18 protein-coding genes are annotated in these 18712 nt (G+C 65.0%); 10 read left to right on the top strand and 8 right to left on the bottom strand.

The window, feature by feature from the left end; all coding sequences use genetic code 11:
• The first annotated feature begins 51 nt into the window (after positions 1-51).
• A complete protein-coding gene (locus tag ACVJGD_RS09680; protein ID WP_456634142.1) occupies positions 52-663 on the top strand; it encodes a hypothetical protein in 612 nt (203 codons plus the stop codon).
• Positions 656-2206 (top strand): ABC transporter ATP-binding protein, encoded by a 1551-nt coding sequence (locus tag ACVJGD_RS09675; protein WP_456634141.1) that lies wholly within the window; start codon positions 656-658, stop codon positions 2204-2206. The genes ACVJGD_RS09680 and ACVJGD_RS09675 overlap by 8 nt, the downstream gene beginning before the upstream one ends.
• Positions 2207-2249: 43 nt before the next feature.
• On the opposite strand, the gene ACVJGD_RS09670 is transcribed toward ACVJGD_RS09675, so the two are convergent.
• Entirely contained in the window at positions 2250-2600 is a 351-nt protein-coding gene (locus ACVJGD_RS09670) for a hypothetical protein (protein WP_456640591.1), read from the bottom strand.
• Between ACVJGD_RS09670 and ACVJGD_RS09665 the strand changes: the two genes are divergently transcribed.
• The 5 genes from ACVJGD_RS09665 to dmeF all read left to right on the top strand — a co-directional run bounded on the left by ACVJGD_RS09665 (position 2506) and on the right by dmeF (position 8019).
• Positions 2506-2871 carry an energy-coupling factor transporter transmembrane component T family protein gene (locus ACVJGD_RS09665; protein ID WP_456640216.1) on the top strand — a complete coding sequence of 122 codons (366 nt, stop codon included), beginning with the start codon at positions 2506-2508 and terminating at the stop codon, positions 2869-2871. The genes ACVJGD_RS09670 and ACVJGD_RS09665 overlap by 95 nt on opposite strands.
• A complete protein-coding gene (locus ACVJGD_RS09660; RefSeq protein WP_456634140.1) occupies positions 2868-3497 on the top strand; it encodes a phosphoribosyltransferase family protein in 630 nt (209 codons plus the stop codon). The genes ACVJGD_RS09665 and ACVJGD_RS09660 overlap by 4 nt, the downstream gene beginning before the upstream one ends.
• A gap of 77 nt (positions 3498-3574) precedes the next feature.
• The gene (parC, locus tag ACVJGD_RS09655; protein WP_456634139.1) at positions 3575-5827 is read left to right on the top strand and encodes a DNA topoisomerase IV subunit A; all 2253 of its coding nucleotides are present in this window, start codon (positions 3575-3577) and stop codon (positions 5825-5827) included.
• A gap of 179 nt (positions 5828-6006) precedes the next feature.
• Positions 6007-6936 carry a cation diffusion facilitator family transporter gene (locus ACVJGD_RS09650; RefSeq protein ID WP_456634138.1) on the top strand — a complete coding sequence of 310 codons (930 nt, stop codon included), beginning with the start codon at positions 6007-6009 and terminating at the stop codon, positions 6934-6936.
• Positions 6937-7053: 117 nt separating this feature from the next.
• Complete coding sequence (dmeF, locus tag ACVJGD_RS09645) at positions 7054-8019, top strand: CDF family Co(II)/Ni(II) efflux transporter DmeF (RefSeq protein WP_456634137.1); 966 nt, start codon at positions 7054-7056, stop codon at positions 8017-8019.
• Between the two features lie 23 nt (positions 8020-8042).
• Here dmeF and ACVJGD_RS09640 read toward each other — a convergent pair whose 3' ends face one another.
• Together ACVJGD_RS09640 and ACVJGD_RS09635 are read right to left on the bottom strand one after the other, a co-directional pair.
• Positions 8043-8459: a RidA family protein gene (locus ACVJGD_RS09640; RefSeq protein ID WP_456634136.1), complete on the bottom strand. Its 417-nt coding sequence runs from the start codon at positions 8457-8459 to the stop codon at positions 8043-8045.
• A 75-nt stretch (positions 8460-8534) separates the two neighbouring features.
• Positions 8535-9695, bottom strand: a complete 1161-nt coding sequence (locus ACVJGD_RS09635; RefSeq protein WP_456634135.1) for an MFS transporter — start codon at positions 9693-9695, stop codon at positions 8535-8537.
• A gap of 128 nt (positions 9696-9823) precedes the next feature.
• On the opposite strand from ACVJGD_RS09635, the gene ACVJGD_RS09630 reads away from it, so the two are divergent.
• Positions 9824-11083, top strand: a complete 1260-nt coding sequence (locus tag ACVJGD_RS09630) for an adenylate/guanylate cyclase domain-containing protein (protein ID WP_456634134.1) — start codon at positions 9824-9826, stop codon at positions 11081-11083.
• On the opposite strand, the gene ACVJGD_RS09625 is transcribed toward ACVJGD_RS09630, so the two are convergent.
• Both ACVJGD_RS09625 and ACVJGD_RS09620 read right to left on the bottom strand, forming a co-directional pair.
• Positions 11080-12297, bottom strand: coding sequence for a multidrug effflux MFS transporter (locus ACVJGD_RS09625; RefSeq protein WP_456634133.1), 1218 nt, complete (start codon positions 12295-12297; stop codon positions 11080-11082). The genes ACVJGD_RS09630 and ACVJGD_RS09625 overlap by 4 nt on opposite strands.
• Before the next feature lie 143 nt (positions 12298-12440).
• A complete protein-coding gene (locus ACVJGD_RS09620) occupies positions 12441-13685 on the bottom strand; it encodes an MFS transporter (RefSeq protein WP_456634132.1) in 1245 nt (414 codons plus the stop codon).
• 216 nt (positions 13686-13901) lie between these two features.
• Here ACVJGD_RS09620 and ACVJGD_RS09615 point away from each other — a divergent pair, with 216 nt between their 5' ends.
• Positions 13902-15278, top strand: coding sequence for an Nramp family divalent metal transporter (locus tag ACVJGD_RS09615; protein ID WP_456634131.1), 1377 nt, complete (start codon positions 13902-13904; stop codon positions 15276-15278).
• Positions 15279-15285: 7 nt separating this feature from the next.
• On the opposite strand, the gene ACVJGD_RS09610 is transcribed toward ACVJGD_RS09615, so the two are convergent.
• The 3 genes from ACVJGD_RS09610 to hemB form a co-directional block, all read right to left on the bottom strand.
• On the bottom strand, positions 15286-16062 hold the full coding sequence (locus ACVJGD_RS09610; RefSeq protein WP_456634130.1) for an arginyltransferase: 777 nt from the start codon (positions 16060-16062) through the stop codon (positions 15286-15288).
• A gap of 87 nt (positions 16063-16149) precedes the next feature.
• Positions 16150-16695 (bottom strand): RDD family protein, encoded by a 546-nt coding sequence (locus tag ACVJGD_RS09605; protein ID WP_456640215.1) that lies wholly within the window; start codon positions 16693-16695, stop codon positions 16150-16152.
• Positions 16696-16874: 179 nt separating this feature from the next.
• Complete coding sequence (hemB, locus tag ACVJGD_RS09600) at positions 16875-17936, bottom strand: porphobilinogen synthase (protein ID WP_456634129.1); 1062 nt, start codon at positions 17934-17936, stop codon at positions 16875-16877.
• Positions 17937-18108: 172 nt separating this feature from the next.
• On the opposite strand from hemB, the gene ACVJGD_RS09595 reads away from it, so the two are divergent.
• Entirely contained in the window at positions 18109-18570 is a 462-nt protein-coding gene (locus ACVJGD_RS09595; protein WP_456634128.1) for a DUF6163 family protein, read from the top strand.
• Positions 18571-18712 lie beyond the last annotated feature (142 nt).

Below are 18712 nucleotides of genomic sequence, written 5' to 3'. Positions count from 1 at the left end.
CGAAACTTGCCTGAAAAAATCTCAGGGCAAACTCATGACGGGGAGCATGCAATGAGTACGCAAATCACCTACAGCGAATCCGACTCGGTCGGTTTCTTTCCCATCGTCCTTGCGGTCGTCTGCGGCGTCGCGACCGGCGTGTTGTGGGCTTATGCCAATCCGATCCAGCTCGTGCCGGGCGTGATCCAGTGGCGCATCTTCGCGTTCCTGCCGCCCTTGATCGGGCTCCTGCTTGGGCCGAAGAGCGGGTTCATCTGCGGCTATATCGGCACCATCGTCTGGTCGCTGCTCGCCGGCACCTTCATTCCCGCGCATTCGCTGATCGTGGATGGCATCATGGTCGGACTGACCGGCGCGGTGCCGCCGCTGCTGGTCAACCTGCGCAAGACCAATTTCGACTTGTCGATGCCGGTGCTGCTGAAGATCGCGGTGATCTGCGCCGTGGTCGGCATCATCATGGTGGCGGCGGTGGTCGGCGAGTCTCGCGGTGCTCGGCATTTTCCCGTTCTGGTATGCGATGCTCTATATCGGCCTGTCCGACATCGTGCCGATGGTGATCGGAACGCCGCTGCTGGTGCGGCCCGGCGCCAGGCTGCTTGCCGGCATCAGCCGCGGCACGCTGCACCGGTTCTGACCGCCTTCGGGAGCGCATTGGATGCTTGATCTGCGCGGGGTGAGCGTCGGCTTTCGGGCCGACGCTCACGTGCTGTCCGATATCGAGCTCTGTCTCGAAGCCGGCAGCACCACGATGGTGACGGGGGCGGGCGGTTCGGGAAAATCGACGCTGCTTGCGGTCGCGGCCGGTCTCATCCCGAAGCTGATCCGGCCTCACCACATGCAGGGCGCGGTAGCGCTCGACGGCACCGATCTCGGGCAGATCGGTGGTGGCGAGCTGTTTCGCCGCGTCGGCCTCGTGCTGCAATCGGTCGAGGACCAGGTCTGGGATCTTTCGGTCGAAGATTTGATCGCCTTTCCCCTGGAGAACCGTGGCGTGCCGCGGGCGGAAATCCGCGCGCGCGTCAGCGCCGTGGTCGAACAGATGAACATCGGCCGGCTGATCGGGCGCACGGTGCGCACGCTCTCGGGCGGCGAACGGCGGATCGCGGCGCTCGCCTCCGCACTGATCTGGCAACCGGATGTGCTGATCCTGGATGAGCCGACCAGCGGGCTCGATCCCGACGCGCGGCTGCGCATGATCGGCATCCTGCGCGAGCTCAGGAAGACGAAGCTGACGCTGTTGATGGCCGAGCAGGATCTCGCCTGGTTCGACGGCGTGGCCGATCGTGTGGTGTTCATGAAGGACGGCGGCATCGTCGATGATCTGCCTTGGCAGGCGGCCGTTCGCGCCACCACGCCGTATGCGGTCGCCGGTATCGAGCCGCCGTTTGCGCCGCCGGCGCCGCGCGCCGTGGTCCCGCCGGAGCAGTCTGGCGCGGCGCTCTCGGTCAAGAAGCTATCGAGCACGCTCCGCCGTCCCAACGGCGAGCCGGTGCTGCGGTCGATCGAGCTCTCGCTCGGAAAGGGCGAGGTGGCGGGGTTGATCGGCAGCAACGGCGCCGGCAAGACCACGCTGATGCGCACCCTGCTCGGCCTGCAGAAGGCGGCTGGCGGAATCATCGAAATCGACGGCCGCGACAGCTCCGGCTGGACCATCGCGCAGCGGGCGCGTCAGATCGGCTATGTCGCGCAGAATTTGCGGCGGATGTTCTTCCTGCTCTCGGTCGTGGAGGAGGTCGTGTTCTCGCTGTCCGGCGGCGATACCGGGGCCAAGGCCATGGCTGCGCATCGCGAGCGGGCGATCGAGCTGTTGAAAGGCGTCAGTCTCGCCGATCGCGCGGATCTTTCGCCATTCGCGCTGTCGGCGCGCGAGCAATTGATGCTGGCGCTGGTGTGTATCGAGGCGACCGCACCGTCGGTCGTGATCCTGGATGAGCCGCTGATCGCCTGCGACAGCGTCTCCCGCGCCGGCGTGCTCACCTTCCTCGACCGCTGCCGCGCACGGGGTTGCGCGGCGCTCCTGGTCTCGCACGATCTGCAGCTCGTCGACCGCGCCGCCGACCGCGTGCTGATCCTGGAGGACGGCCGGCTTGCCTTCGATGGGACGACCGAGAAGGCATGGTCTTCGGACGTCTTCACACGCCGCGGCTGGCCGCGCCCGGATCACAAGGCGACGTCGATCGGGGGAAGCCATCGTGCATCGGCTTGATCGCATCAATCCGTTCGTCAAATTGCTGGCGGCGCTGGTGCTGTCATCTCTCGGCTGGGTCGCCGGCAACGCGGTGACGGCCGGCGTGATTGCCGCGATCGTGCTGGCGGTCGTGGTCGCCTGCCGCCTGCCGCAGACCAAAGGCTATCTGAAGCTGATGGCGCTGGTCGGCGGTCTGGTGACGTTGAGCTGGACCTTGAGCTTCATCTGGAACGGCGTGCCGCTCGCCGCCGCCATCGACGATGCTTTGCGGATGGCCTTCCGCCCTGATCGCCACCACCGGCAGTTTCTTCGTCGCGATCGAGACAACTTCGGCCGGCACGCTGCTCGCGGCCTGCAGCCGGCTGCGGCTGCCGGGCTCGTTGACGCTCGTGCTGGTGCTCGTGATCGGCATGATCCCGTTGATGCGCGAGGAGTTCCAGAGCATCGGCGAGACCCAGCGGGCGCGCGGCCTCGAGCTCGACCGCGGGCCGCTGCCGCGGCGCATCCTCTATGCGCTGGCGCGTGGCGTGCCGCTGATGGTGCAGACCTTCCGCATGGCCGAGACGATCTCGCTGGCGCTGTCGATCTACGGCTTCGATCCGAAGATGGCGCGCACGAGCTGGCGCGACATCGGCTGGCTCACCATCCAGACCGACTTTCCTCTGACAGGCAAGACCACATGAGCACACTCACCCCCGCCACCTACACCGTCGACATCGCCGGCGAGCCGACGGAGCTGCCGCTCGTCGCCATCAACGAGCGCCTGGCGATCTCGCTGTTGATGGTGATCGACATGGGCGTCGGCTTCGGCGAGCGGATCGGAAAAGCGCTGGCTGCGCTGCTGAAGGAGAAGAAGCCGGACATCGTGGTCGGTGCGGCGACGCTCGGCATTCCCGTCGCAATCGAAGTCTCGCGCCATCTGGGGCTCGACCAATACGTCATCGTGCAGAAATCGCCGAAGATCCATTTAGGCAACGCGCTGGTCGAATATGTGCAATCGGTGACCTCATCCGGCTCGCAGCGGCTGCTGCTCGACCGCCGGGCGATTCCACTTCTGAAGGGCAGGCGGGTCGTCGTGGTCGATGACGTCGTGGCGACCGGCTCGAGCCTGGCTGCGACGCTGAAGCTGGTGCGGCAGGCCGGTGCTGATGTCGTCGGTATCGGCGTGATCCTCACCGAGGGACACGAGTGGAAGAAGCCGCTCGGCGCGGATGCCGCTCTCGTGACCGGGCTCGGCCACATCCCGCAATTCAGCATCGCCGATGGCCGTGCCACGCCAAATCCGGCGACCCTGCCCGGCGCAGGCTGAAAAATCGGGCTTTTTCTGCGGGGTACGGCGCCGAATCGATTCTTGCCCGATTCGCCCGAAGCGGTTAACCCGTCGACATGGGAAAAGCACTGATTCCGCCGGAACCGCCTGAGGTTCACGAGGTACCGCTGCGCGATGCGCTGGAAGAGCGCTATCTCGCTTACGCGCTCTCGACCATCATGCATCGTGCGCTGCCGGACGCCCGCGACGGGCTGAAGCCGGTGCATCGGCGCATCCTCTATGGGATGCGGCTGCTGCGCCTCGATCCGGGCTCGCCGTTCAAGAAGTCGGCCAAGATCGTTGGCGACGTGATGGGCTCGTTCCATCCGCATGGCGACCAGGCGATCTACGACGCTATGGTGCGCCTCGCGCAGGACTTCTCCTCGCGCTACCCGCTGGTCGATGGCCAGGGCAATTTCGGCAATATCGACGGCGATAACCCGGCCGCCTACCGCTACACCGAAGCGCGCATGACCGATGTCGCGCGGCTTCTGCTGGAGGGCATCGACGAGGACGGCGTCGAGTTCCGCGCCAACTACGACGGTCAGTCGAAGGAGCCGGTGGTTCTGCCCGGCGGCTTCCCGAACCTGCTCGCCAACGGCTCGCAGGGCATCGCGGTGGGCATGGCGACCTCGATCCCGCCGCACAACGCCGCCGAGCTCTGCGACGCCGCACTGCATCTGATCGAGAAGCCGGACGCCAAGTCGAAGTCGCTGCTCAGGTGGGTCAAGGGACCGGATTTCCCGACCGGCGGCATCATCATCGATTCCAAGGAAGCGATCACAGAGGCCTACACCACCGGCCGCGGCTCGTTCCGCACGCGTGCGCGCTGGAAACAGGAAGAAGGCGCACGCGGCACCTGGGTGATCGTGGTCACCGAAATCCCGTGGCTGGTGCAGAAGTCGCGCCTGGTCGAGAAGATCGCCGAGCTGCTCAACGAGAAGAAGCTGCCGCTGGTTGGCGACGTCAGGGACGAGTCGGCCGAGGACATCCGCCTCGTGATCGAGCCGAAGTCACGCACGGTCGATCCCGAGTTGATGATGGAATCGCTGTTCCGGCTGACCGAGCTGGAAAGCAAGATTTCGCTGAACCTCAATGTGCTGGTGAAGGGGAAAATCCCCAAGGTCGTCGGCCTCGCCGAGTGCCTTCGCGAATGGCTCGACCACCTGCGCGATGTGCTGGTGCGCCGCTCCAACTATCGCAAGGGCCAGATCGAGAACCGGCTCGAGATCCTCGGCGGCTACCTGATCGCCTATCTGAACATCGACAAGGTGATCAAGATCATCCGCACCGAGGACGAGCCGAAGCCGGTGCTGATGAAGACGTTCAAGCTCACCGAAGTCCAGGCCGATGCCATCCTCAACATGCGCCTGCGCTCCCTGCGCAGGCTCGAGGAGATGGAGATCCGGACCGAGGACAAGGACCTCCGCAAGGAATTGAAGGGGATCGAGGCGCTGCTCCGCTCCGAGCCTGAGCAATGGTCCAAGGTCGGTGAGCAGGTGCGGAAAGTCCGTGACATGTTCGGACCGAAGACGCCGCTCGGCAAGCGCCGCACCACGTTTGCGGATGCGCCCGAACACGATCTCGCCGCGATCGAGGAAGCCTTCGTCGAGCGCGAGCCGGTGACCATCGTGATCTCCGAGAAGGGCTGGGTGCGGACGCTCAAGGGCCATGTCGCCGATCTCTCCGGCCTTGCCTTCAAGACCGACGACAAGCTCGATCATGCCTTCTTTGCCGAGACCACGTCGAAGCTCCTGCTGTTCGCCACCAACGGGAAATTCTACTCGCTCGATGTGGCGAAGCTGCCGGGCGGGCGCGGCCATGGCGAGCCGATCCGCATGTTCATCGACATGGAGCAGGACGCCGCGATCGTGTCGCTGTTCGTCAACAAGGGCGGCCGCAAGTTTCTGGTTGCCAGCAGCGAGGGGCAAGGCTTCGTCGTCAACGAGGACGATTGCGTCGGCACGACCCGCAAGGGCAAGCAGGTGCTGAACGTCGAGATGCCGAACGAGGCGCGCGCGATCACAACCGTGGCGGGCGACACCGTCGCGGTGATCGGCACCAACCATAAGATGGTGCTGTTCCCGCTCGAGCAGGTGCCGGAAATGGCCCGCGGCCGCGGCGTGCGGTTGCAGAAATACACCAGCGCCTCGCTGTCCGATGTCGCGGTGTTCGATTCCAAGGCGGGCCTGGCCTGGAAGGATTCCGCCGGCCGCGACCACGGCATGAGCATGAAGGAGCTCGCCGACTGGCGCGGCAACCGCGCCGACGCCGGCCGCCTCGCGCACGGCCTGCCGAAGTCGAACAAGTTCAATCGCGGGGTGGAGTGATCTCGTCGTCCCTGCGAAAGCAGGGACTCATAACCACAGGCGGTTGTTCGTGGTCCGAGCAAGTGGTTGCAGCGGAGCACAATACAAACGCCTGTGGTTATGGGTCGCGGCTCAAGGCCGGGACGACAGCAGGATCGCTGTAATAGTATTCGCAAATCGACGCGCTATAAATCTTCCCCATGGCGCATCATCATCACGATCACTCCCATGCGCACGATCATGCCGGGCACAACCATGCCCCGGATGATTTCGGCCGGGCGTTTGCCATTGGCGCATCGCTCAACACCGCCTTCGTGATCGCGGAACTGGTGTTCGGCTATGCTGCCAATTCGCTGGCGCTGATCTCCGATGCCGTCCACAATCTATCCGATGTGTTCTCGCTGCTGCTGGCTTGGGGCGCGGCGTGGCTGGCGGGGAGGCGGCCGACGGAGACGCATACTTACGGCTATCGCCGGGCCTCGATCCTTGCCGCGCTGTTCAATGCCGGGCTCCTGCTGGTCGCGGTCGGCGGCATCGCGGTGGAAGCGGTCAACCGCCTGCGCGAGCCGGCCGAGGTGGCGGGCTGGACGGTGGTCTGGGTCGCAGCGCTCGGCGTCCTCATCAACGGCGGCACGGCACTCTTGTTCATGGGCGGTCGGCACGGCGACCTCAACATCCGCGGCGCCTATCTGCACATGGCGGCGGATGCGGGCGTCTCGCTGGGCGTCGTCATCGCTGCCTTGCTGATCCTGTCGACGGGATGGCTGTGGATCGACCCGGCGATCAGCCTCGTCATCGCCCTCGTCGTGCTGGTGAGCGGCTGGGGTCTGATGCGCGACAGCGTCAATCTCGCGCTCGATGCGGTGCCGAGGGGCATCGAGCTCGTCGAGGTGAGAGAGTTTCTCCGCACGCTCGACGGCGTCTCCGAGGTGCACGACCTGCACATCTGGGCGATGAGCACCAACGAGACCGCACTGACCGCGCATCTGGTCCGGCCCGGCGGCCATGACGATGCTTTTCTGCACCACGTCTGCGCCGAGCTCTCGCACCGCTTCAAGATCCACCATGCGACACTGCAGGTCGAGGCCGACGGCGCGGCCTGCAAGCTGGCGCCGGAGGAACTGGTCTAGAGCATTTTTTTGACGCGTTTTCTTTACGCGAACCGGTGTTCACTTCGCTCGAAAACGCTCTAACGACCTTCCGTCGCAATCTCTATATTCGACGAGCCGACTATCCGGAGATGAACCATGCACTCGCATTCGATCGAACAGTGGTCCCACGATCACGTCTTCCTGGGAGCGACCCACGCCCATAACGAACGGCGCACCTGGCTCGTGGTTGCGCTGACCACGGTCATGATGATCGGCGAGATCGCGGCGGGGTGGTGGTCCGGCTCGATGGCGCTGCTTGCCGACGGCTGGCACATGGGAACGCATGCGGCGGCGTTGGGCATTGCCGGATTAGCCTATCTGTTCGCACGGCGGCAGGCGGGCAACACGCACTTCAGTTTCGGCACCGGCAAGTTCGGCGATCTCGCCGCCTTTGCCAGCGCGATCATCCTGGCGATGATTGCGCTGCAGGTCGCCTGGGAAAGCGTGGACCGGCTGCTCCATCCGGTGTCCATTGCCTATGGGGAAGCGATCTCGGTTGCGGTGCTCGGACTTGCCGTCAACCTCACCAGCGCCTGGCTGCTGCGCGACGACCACGACCATCATCATGGTCATGACCATTCTCATGACCATGACGATGATCACCATCGCCATCATCACCACGACAACAATCTTCGTGCGGCCTATGTCCACGTGATGGCGGATGCCGCGACGTCTATCCTCGCCATTGCGGCACTGCTGGTTGCGATGTCAGCTGGATGGGTGTGGGCCGATCCGGCAGTCGGGATCATCGGCAGCGCGGTGATCGCGAGCTGGGCCTATGGCCTGATCAAGGCGTCAGGCGCGATCCTGCTCGACGTCAGCGCCGACAAGAAGCTCGAGGCGGTCATTCGCGACCGGCTCGAGACCAAGGGCGACCGCGTCACCGATCTGCATGTGTGGCAGGTCGGCCCTGGCCATCGCGCGGCGGTGATCGCAGTCGTGTCCGACCATCCGCTGCCGCCCGCGACCTACAAGCGCCGCCTCGGTGGCCTGCACGGCCTCAGCCATGTCACGATCGAGGTCGAGACCTGTCCGCACCACGAGCCGGCGCACGCCGCTTGAGCCCGGCACGGTCGGGCGAAGTCTCAAGCCGCTGCGATCGCCTCGATTTCGATCAGGAAATCAGGGCCGTAGAGTCTTGATACTTCCACCAGCGTTACCGCTGGTGCGGCGGCGGGTGTAACCAGGGAGAAGAAACGGTTGCGCGCTTCGCGGTAGCGAGCAAGGTTGTTCATGTCGGTGAGAAACACCGTAAGTTTAACCAGATCGGCGGGCGTGCAGCCGCTTGCCTGAAGCGCGATCGTGAGATTCTCAAATACCCGGTCGGCCTGCATGCCGAAGTCGCCTTTGCCGATGATGGTCCCGTCGCGGTCCACTGCGGTCTGGCCCGCGATGAAGATGAAACGGTGAGCGGTGGCGTCCACCACCTGTGAATAGCCGGGCGGTGTTCCGAGTTCGGGTGGATTGACGCGTCGGATCGACGGTGCCATTTCGCTTGCCATGACGGCTTCCTCCCAAATTGATTGTCAGGCTCTGTGGGATGTTGTGCGCGAAACATCACGCGAAGGGAAGGCTGCCTATTTCGGCGCCGCGCGGTTGTCGCGCACCAGGAGCAATGCGCCGAGCGCGGCGAGGCTGAGCGCGGAGGAGACGATCAGGATGCCGCTGCCCATGCGGTCGAGCAACAGCCCGAACAGGAGCGGGGCGGCCGCCTGCGCCATCCGGGCCGGCGCGCCGATGATGCCGAGGCGGTAGGCGTAATTCTGCGGGCCGAAGATCGCGAGCGGCAAGGTGCCGCGCGAAATGGTCAAGATGCCGTTGCCGGCGCCGTGGCAAAGCGCAAAGACGCTCGCCGCGCCGCCGCCGGCGATGGCCACGATCGCCGCGCCGATCGGGTGGCCGAGACAGGCCAGTTCGGTCGAGAGCAGCGGGTGGAAGCGGCTGAGCAGCGATGCCTCGACCACGCGCGCGCCGACCTGGGCCGGCCCGATCAGGGCGCCGGCGGTGATTGCCTGCACCGAGGTTGCGCCGGCCGCTTCCAGGATGCGCGGGAAATGCGCCGCCATCGCGCCGGTGACGGTCCACGCGGCTGCGAATGCAAACGCCAGCAGCATCATGGGTCGGTCGATCGGGATATGCGGCTTCACCGCATTGGCCGCCGCGGCTTTGGCGCCGGGCACCGGCGGCAGCATCAGCCAGTTGAGCGGCAGGCCGATCAGGAGATGTGCCGCCGCCCAGGCAAAGCAGGTGTCGCGCCAGCCGATCGTCTCCAGCCCCCACGCGCTCAGCGGCCAGCCGACGGTGGAGGCAAAGCCCGCCATCAGCGTGATGCCGGTGATCGGGCGCCGCGCCGCTTCGCCATAGATGCGCCCGAGCGCGCCGAACGCGGCATCATAGAGGCCGTATCCCATGCCGATCCCGAGCAGGAGCCATGCGACCAGCAGCAGCGGAATGGATTGCGTGAGGCCGAGCAGCACCAGCCCTGCCGCCAGCGTCAGATTGGAGATCGACAGCACGGACCTGCCGCCGACGAGGTCGATCTGGCGGCCGATCCGTGGGCCGAGCAGGGCCGAGAGCACGAGCGAGGCCGAGAAGGCGGCGAAGATCCAGTTGGGCGCAATGCCGAGATCCTTCGCGATGGGATCCGCGAGCACCGCGGGCAGATAATAGCTCGAGGCCCAGGCCAGGGTCTGGGTGGTGCCAAGCGCCAGAATGATCGGAAGCTGCCGGGCGCTCATCGGGCCATCGCGTTTCTATATTGCCTCGTTGTTCCGGCATTTGCGCCTGTCATGAAAGTGTCGTCAAGCCGAGACCGATGCAGCCAACTGATCTTTCACGCGGCGGGATTGCGCGGCATAATCAGCGCATGGAACTTACTCCCCGCCTGCGTCTCATGAATTGGCTCGTCCACCAGGGTCTGACGGGCCTGTCCGAAAACGATCTGTTGCGCGGCTTCTGCGAGCGCTGCCGCGCCGGCGGGATGCCGCTATCGCGCGCCATCGTCTTCATCGACACGCTGCACCCGATCTTCGAAGGCCGCGGGTTCCGCTGGAACGACGGCGAGACCAATGAGAGCGACACCTTTGAGTACGGCTCGACCAGCAGCGGCGATGCCGGGCAGACATGGCGGCGATCGACCTTCTACCACATGCTGCAAAACGGGCACGACGAGATGGCGATCGACCTGGCCGATTGCGCCACGCTCGATTTCTCGATGATCAACGAACTCGCGGAGAAGGGCCACAAGCATTTCGTCTCCTTTGTGCACCGCTTCGGCGAGGCCGGCACGATCGGCGAGATGGACTGCTTCTACTCCTACTGGACCACCCGCCAGTCCGAAGGGTTCGACGAGCATCACATGGCGGCGCTGCGCGACCTGGTGCCGGTGCTGGGATTGGCGGTGAAGTCAGCGGCGCAAGTCGACATCGCGCGGACCCTGGGGCGTGTCTATCTCGGGCGCGAGACCGCCGAGCAGGTGATGCGCGGCCGCATCTCGCGCGGCGTCACCGAGCGCATCAAGGCGGTGTTGTGGTATTCGGACATTCGCGGCTCGACAGCGATCAGCGAGCGGATCGGGCCCGACGAGATCATCCCGTTCCTCAACGATTACGCGCAGGCTTCGATCGACGCGATTCATGACGCCGGCGGCGAGGTGCTGAAGCTGATCGGCGACGGCGTGCTGGCAATGTTCACGCAAGCGAACATGGCAATCGCAAAGCGCGCCGCACTTCGCGCCGAGCACCGTTTCCGCCGCAATTTGAAGGCGCTCAACGCCCGCCGCGCCGGCGAGGGGCGGCCGACCACGTCAGCCTATGTCGGGCTCCATGTCGGCGAGGTCTTCTATGGCAATATCGGCAGCGAGGATCGGCTCGATTTCACGGTGGTAGGTCCTGCGGTCAACGAAGTCAGCCGGATCGCTTCAATGTGCAGCTCGGTCGACCGGGAGCTGTTGACCTCGCAGGCCTTCCGGGATGGCCTGGATGGGGCAGGGCGGAACTACCTGGTTTCGACCGGCCGCTTTGCGCTGCGCGGCATCAGCCGGGCGCAGGATCTCTATACGCTTGATCCCGACGTTGCGGCGGACGAGGTGGTGGCCGGAAAGTACGAGCGTTACCTTGCGAGCTAGCTCTGTTTCGTCCGCAGCGCGTAGAGGGCGACCGCCATCAGCGAGAACGCGGTCAGCACCACGCCGAGCCCGAACATCGCCTCGTGCGACACGGTCGCCGCTAACCATACCCCGATCGCCGCGTTCATCATCTGCCAGAAGCCGAGCAGTGCGGAAGCTGCACCTGCCTTCTCGCCGAATGGCGAGAGCGCCTGTGCGGTGCCGAGTGGATTGACGATGCCCATGCCGAGCAGGAACACGCTCATCGCAGCCAGGAAGGGCAGGAAGCTCGGGGTAAAGAGCGAGACAAACAGCATGGCGGCCCCGCCTACGGCCGCCGCCCATAATGCGCCCCTGATCGAGCGGTCGAGGCCGAAGCGCGGTGCAAGCCTAGTCGCGAGCCAGCCGGAGGCGAATACGATCAGAACCGTGCCGGCGAAGAACAGGCCGAGCTGGATCGGCGAAAAATGCAGCGCCTCGATCAAGATCCGCGGCGCGGCCGAGAACATCGCAAACAGGCTCCCCAAGATCAGGCTGACGGTCGCCGCCGGGACCACGAAGCGGCGATCTGCGATCAGGCCGAGATAGGTGCGCGTGATGGCGAGCGGGTTGAGCGGGATCCGCGTCGAATGATGGGTTTCTCCGAGCGCGGTGCCGTAGGCGATCGCGCCGAGTGCCGCAAAGGCCGAGACGAGCACGAATTCCGAGCGCCAGCCGAAATAGTGATCGAGCGCGCCGCCGAGCAGCGGCGAGAAGCCGGGCGCGGCCGCCATCGCGATCATGATAAGCGCCATCGCGCGTGCCAAGGCGGCGCCCGTGAACAGATCGCGGGCAATGGCGCGTGACAGCACCGAGGTTGCGCAGGCGCCGGCGGCCTGGACGACGCGGCCGATCAGCAGGTTAGGAAGATCGTTGGCGAGGCTGCACCAGACGCTGCCGGCAAAGAACACCGCAAAACCGATCAGGACCGGCCAGCGACGGCCGAGGCGATCGGAAATCGGACCGACCACGAGCTGGCCGAGCGCGAACACGGCGAGGAAGATCGTGATCGCCGACGTAACACCCGCGGTCGTCACCTTCAGCGATGCTGCCATCTGCGGCAGCGACGGCAGCAGGATGTTGGTGGCCAGCGTGCCGGTGGCTGCAAGTGCGGCCAGAACCGCGATCTGCAGGGCGCCGGAGGCGGACTTCGGGCGAGATGCGGCGGCGTCAAGGGTCGCAGTCTGGTCGGTCATGATGTTCCCAGTCGTTTATTGAATGATGTATATCATGCAATACAGGAAAGACCAGCCGCTAGCTCAGCCATCATGGCCGGACATCCGGCCATGATGCAAAATATTCTCCGGTCGTGGATCAGATCAGTTGAATCTTTCTCTCATCAACACGCCGCCGGTTCGCCGACCATATCGGGCTGCCTGACGAGGGAGACTGCCGGCGACAGCAGGATCACCAGCGCCTGCGCGCCGAAGATTCCCGCCGCGAGGTAGAGGCAGGTCTCCGCGCCGAAAAGCCCGCCGACGATCGCGCCCAGTGCAGAGCCGAGCGGGCGGGCGCCATAGCTCATGATGTTGATGGCGGAGACGCGGCCGAGTAGCGAAGGCGGAGTGACGGACTGCCGGAGCGTGGTGGTTGAGATCACCCACAGGATCGGGCCGACGCCGAGCAGGAAGAAGCTCAGCCCCGCGAGCAGCGGCGTGGGGACGATGGTCGTCAGCGCCATGATGGCGGAGGCGACGAAGCCCGTCACCGGGCCAAGCCCGATCACCGTGCCGAAAGCAAGGCGCCGCATCACCCGCGTCGCCGCCAGCGCGCCGACCACCATGCCGACGCCGTACATCGCGAGCGTGGTGCCGACGCCTGTTGCGGAGAGGGCGAGATGTCGGATGGCATACGGCACGAACACCGCTAGCAGCAGGAACGAGGCAGTGTTGAAGATGAACTGGGTGATGAACACCGGCCGCAGCAGCTCATGACGGATCACGAAGACGGCGCCTTCCTTGATCTCCAGCAGCGGATGTCGGCGCGGCGCCGGCGCGCGGGCCGGCTCGTGGATGCCCGCCAGCAGCACCACGGCAATGACAGAGAGCGCGGCGGCAAATCCGAAGGCGGGCGCGGCACCGACCCATCCGACCAGCACGCCGCCGAGCGCAGGCCCGCTGGCGAAAGCGACGGTGCGGGCGAGTTCGATCCGCGCGTTCGCCGTCGGCAATTGATCCGGCGTCACCAGCGACGGTACCAGCGCCGGCGCGGCGACACTGTAAGCAACAGTCCCGCACACGGCGATGAAGCCGAGCACCGAAAGCAGCGGCAGCGTCAACAGGCCAAGCCAGATCAGGAGCAGCGTTGCAGCCAGCGCTGCCGCGCGCAACGCCTCGGAACCCGCCATCAGGACCCGCCGCGAGAAGCGGTCGGCGAGCAGGCCGGCGGGGATCGCGAACAGGATGAACGGCAGCGTCAGCGCCGTCTGCAGCAGGCCGGTCTGGCCCTCGCCGACGCCGAGCAGCAGCACCGCCACGATGGGAGCCGCGGCCAGCGCAATCTGCTCGGCCGACTGCGCAGCCAGGTTCGACCAGGCTAGGCGGCCGAAGGTCGGAGGCAGGTGAGGGGCCTTGAGGGCGGACATGGCAAATTCCTCGGAATGTCGTTTGGTCGACATTGTCTGACCCGAGGACGTCCAAACCCACCCGCTTTCCGATAGCTCCGGCGTGGCCATACCGCAACGCAACATGTGCCGATTCTCATGTTGTGACCGCGACATCACCGAATGGTGCTCAGCCAACTCCCCAGATGCAGTTGCAAATGAATTGCAACAAAAATTGTTTTCCGGCATTCTGGCATCATGGATGCCCGAACGCCCGAACTAACCCCCGACACCCTCCCGCAGGTGCTGCCGACCTCCACCGGATGGCGCGCCGACGCGCCGAATAACCGCAGTCTCCCCGAGGTGAACTCGACGGTCGAGATTCCGACGGCGGGCCGGTGGTGGCGCCGGCTGCTCGCCTTCGCCGGACCGGGCTATCTCGTGTCGGTCGGCTATATGGATCCCGGCAACTGGGCGACCGACCTCGCTGGCGGCTCGAAGTTCGGCTACACGCTGCTTTCGGTCATTCTCCTCTCCAACCTGATGGCGATCCTTTTGCAGGCGCTCGCGGCCCGGCTCGGCATCGTCACCGACCGCGATCTGGCGCAGGCCTGCCGGGCGACCTACTCGCCGCCCGTGAATTTCCTGCTGTGGATTGCCTGCGAAGCGGCGATCATCGCCTGCGACCTGGCGGAGGTGATCGGCACCGCGATCGCGCTGAAACTCCTGTTCGGCATCCCACTGATCGGCGGCGCGCTGATTACCGCGCTCGATGCGTTCCTGCTGCTGCTCCTGATGAACCGCGGCTTCCGCTTCCTGGAAGCCTTCGTGATCGCGCTTCTGATCGTGATCGCGACCTGCTTTGCGATCCAGGTCGCCGCTGCGGCGCCGCCGATTGCCGCGATGCTGCGCGGCTTTGCGCCGTCGAGCGAGATCTTCACCAATACGGAGATGCTCTACATCGCGATCGGCATCATCGGCGCGACCGTGATGCCGCATAATCTGTATCTGCATTCGTCCATCGTGCAGACCCGCGCCTATGAGCGCACCGAAGAGGGACGGCGGGACGCGATCAAATGGGCGACCGCCGACTCCACGATCGCGCTGATGCTGGCGCTGTTCATCAACGCCGCAATTCTGGTGGTCGCGGCCGCGACCTTCTATCGAAGCGGCCATTCCGATGTTGCTGAGATCGGCCAGGCCTTTGAATTGCTGTCGCCGCTGCTCGGGCTCAGCATTGCTTCGACGCTGTTCGCGGTGGCGCTGCTTGCCTCCGGCCTGAACTCGACGGTGACGGCGACGCTCGCTGGACAGATCGTGATGGAAGGCTTTCTCAACCTGCGCCTGCCGAACTGGGCGCGGCGGCTGCTCACGCGCGGCATCGCGATCGTTCCCGTCGTGGTCGTCACCGCGCTTTATGGCGAGCGCGGCACCGCCGACCTCCTGGTATTCAGCCAGGTCGTGCTCTCGATGCAGCTTCCGTTCGCGGTCATTCCGCTGGTGCGGTTCGTGTCCGACCGGCGCAAGATGGGCAAGTTCGCGATATCGATGCCGGTCGCAGCGATCGCCTGGTTCGTGGCCAGCGTTATCGTCATCCTGAACGTGAAGCTGTTGTTTGATACGTTCTTCGGCTGAGCGCTGATCAATCCTGCGGCTCGGAGGCCATGTCGCCGGCCGCATCGACGCGTAGCCAGCCGCTCGGCGCGAGGCGCTGCTGCGGCAGGAAGCGGGCCTTGTAGTCCATTTTCTTGGAGCCCTCGATCCAGTAGCCGAGATAGACATAGGGCAGTCCGAGCCGTCGCGCGCGGGCGATGTGATCCAGGATCATGAAGGTGCCGAGCGAGCGGTCCTCGAGCGAGGGCTCGAAGAAGGAATAGACCATCGACAAGCCGTCGCTCAGCACGTCCGTCAGCGCCACCGCGATCAGTTCCTCGCCGCGACCGGTGATGCCGCTATCGACGCCGCGCTTGCGGTATTCGATGATCCTGGTCTCGACATGGCTGTCTTCCACCATCATCGCATAGTCGAGCACGGTCATGTCAGCCATGCCGCCGTGCCGGTGGCGCCTGTCGAGATAGGCGCGGAACACGGAGTATTGCTCGGAGGTCGGCACCGCGGAACGCTGCTCGCCGATCAGATCGGCGTTGCGGGCCATGACCTTGCGGAAGCTGCGCGAGAGCCGGAACTCGTTGGCGATCACGCGCACCGAGACGCACGCCCGGCACTGGTCGCAGGCCGGCCGGTAGGCGATCGACTGGCTGCGGCGGAACCCGCCATGGGTGAGCAGATCGTTGAGATCGCCCGCTTTGTCGCCGACCAGATGCGTGAACACCTTGCGCTCATGACGACCCGGCAGATAGGGGCAGGGCGACGGCGCCGTCAGGTAGAACTGCGGAGTATCACGCGAATGCTGGGTCACGACGGGTCGTCAGGCCTCCGAAACACCCCCCAGCATCGCGCCCCGGAGGCTAGCGGTCAATCACCTTGCCGGGCTCAATTGGCTGGCTCAATACGTGTGCGCTGCGGACGCCGCGTGGCTGCGGACCGAGCTGTTGATGATAACGGTTCCGAGCACGATATCGTGCAGCAATCGCCGGCGGCTGTTGAAGAGGCCGAACAACAGCACGAGCGGCGAAAGGAACGAGACCGACAGCCAGAACAGCACGGCATGCATGGCGCCGAGCACGAAATAGCCAGGCGCGCCGTACCAGGTGCGCAACTCCAGATCCATCACCCGCATGCCGACAGTCGCCGAAGAGGGGCCGGCGATCGATGCGCCGTAATAGACGATCGCCCAGACGATCGTGGCCGGCCACGCCAGCCAGAACAGCGCCCAACCAAGGCCGAGGGTGATCAGGCCGAAGACCGCGATGAACAAATACCCGAGGATGACGGGGACCGAAAGCACAACCAGGTCGATCAGGAAGGCAAACACCCGCCGGGTCAGCACGCCGCGGAACAGCTCCGGCTCCAGTTGCGGATCGAACGCATGCGGCGGCACGCCGCCATCGTTACGCCAGGCACCATAGTTACCCGAACCGCCGTAAGACATCATCTCCCCTCCGACTGGGACCTATCCCGGGCAGGACATGGGAACGGGCTGCCCAGGCGCCAAGGCCCGGAACCATAGCGGACGAAAATATTCCGGCGATTCGGCGGCGGGACGGCGAATGGGGAGTAGCGAGTGGCGAATAGGGGAGATTCCTTTGACTATTCGCTACTCGCCATTCGCTATTCGCGCCCCTTCAGCTTCTCCGCCGCCTGTGGGGCGAAATACGTGAGGATGCCGTCGGCGCCGGCGCGCTTGAAGCCGACCAGGCTCTCCATCATCGCGCGCTCGCCGTCGATCCAGCCATTGCGCGCGGCGCCGGCCAGCATCGCGTATTCGCCCGATACCTGATACACGAAGGTCGGCATCGCAAAGGTGTCCTTCACCCGCCGCACGATGTCGAGATAGGGCATGCCGGGCTTCACCATCACCATGTCGGCGCCTTCGGCGATATCGAGTTCGACCTCGCGCAGGGCCTCGTCCGAGTTGGCGCTGTCCATCTGGTAGGTGCGCTTGTCGCCGGTCAGCGTCTTGGCCGAGCCGATGGCATCGCGGAACGGGCCGTAGAAGGCAGAGGCGTATTTGGCCGCATAGGCCATGATCTGCACGTCGCCAAAACCTTCGGCGTCGAGCGCCTCGCGGATGGCGCCGACGCGTCCATCCATCATGTCCGACGGCGCGATGATGTCGCAGCCGGCCTCGGCCTGCACCAGCGCCTGCTTCACCAGCACCGCGACCGTCTCGTCGTTGAGGATCCTGCCGTCCTCGAGCAGCCCGTCATGGCCATGGCTGGTGAAAGGATCGAGCGCGACGTCGCAGAGCACGCCGATGTCGGGGAATTCCTTCTTGATCGCGCGCACCGACTGGCAGACCAGATTGTCGGGATTGAGTGCCTCCGAGCCCTGCTCGTCGCGGAGGGACGGATCGGTGTAGGGAAACAGCGCGATGCAGGGGATATTGAGCCTGGCCGCGCGCTCGGCGTCGCGCACCGCCTGGTCGACGCTGAGCCGGTCGACGCCGGGCATCGAGGCGATCGGGTTGCGGACATTGTGGCCGTCAACAACGAACAGGGGCCAGATCAGATCGTCGGTGGTCAGCACGTTTTCGCGCACCAGCCGCCTGGACCATTCCGCCTTGCGGTTGCGGCGGGGCCGTATGGTCAAATCCAGCGATGGGGAGGCGAGGGCGGTCTGCCGCTTTGGCGCATCGCGCAGTTCGATCGGGCGCCCGAATTTGATCGCCATGGGGCTTGTTCTCCTGAAGACGGCAGGCTGATTTCGATTTCATCTAATTCTAGCATCCTCGCCCGGCAACGTCACGGCGCCGTTGATTTGCCGCAAGTGCAATTGATTTTGGCGCCCCGGCGGGCCAAGACTGCGCCGATGACCCATTTCGCTTCCACGGATAGTTTCCGCGATGTCTGATACCTCTGCGCGCGACCAATCGCGGGACAATGCGATATCGGTTGCGGCGATGTCGTCGGACCGGATCCAGCGGGACGAGAATGTCTGGACCCGACGGCTCGTCTTCTTCCTCCGCATCATGGCGGTGGTCTCGATCGCCAAGGGTCTCTACCACTGGGCGCAGGTGACGGGATTCGTCGGCTCAGAGGAGGAGGCCTTCGAGAACCAGTCAATGGCCTGGCAGACCGCGACCGTCTACTTCGCCGTCATCGAACTCGTCGCCGCCGTCGGGCTGTGGCTCGCGACGCCCTGGGGCGCGGTGGTGTGGCTGACCACCGTCGTCTCGATGGCGGTGATCGAATTGATGTTTCCAAACATCTATGGCGGCAGCCTGATGGTGGTGGCGTTCGAAGCGCTGATGCTCGCCGGCTATCTCGCGCTCGCCTGGATGGCCGCACGCGAGCGTCCGCCGTAGCGCCGCGCCTTAACGGGACGCCTGCACGAGGCGCGGCCGACCCTCGAGAATTTTCAGAAAATTTTCCGGTAACCCTTCGCTCACCGTAAAGGGTTCCCTCATATCTATTACGCGGTCGTTTCGAATTTGAGCGAAGCTGTTT

It is taken from the genome of Bradyrhizobium sp. USDA 10063 (genome assembly GCF_054063735.1).
This window is presented reverse-complemented; position numbering and strand designations above follow the sequence as displayed.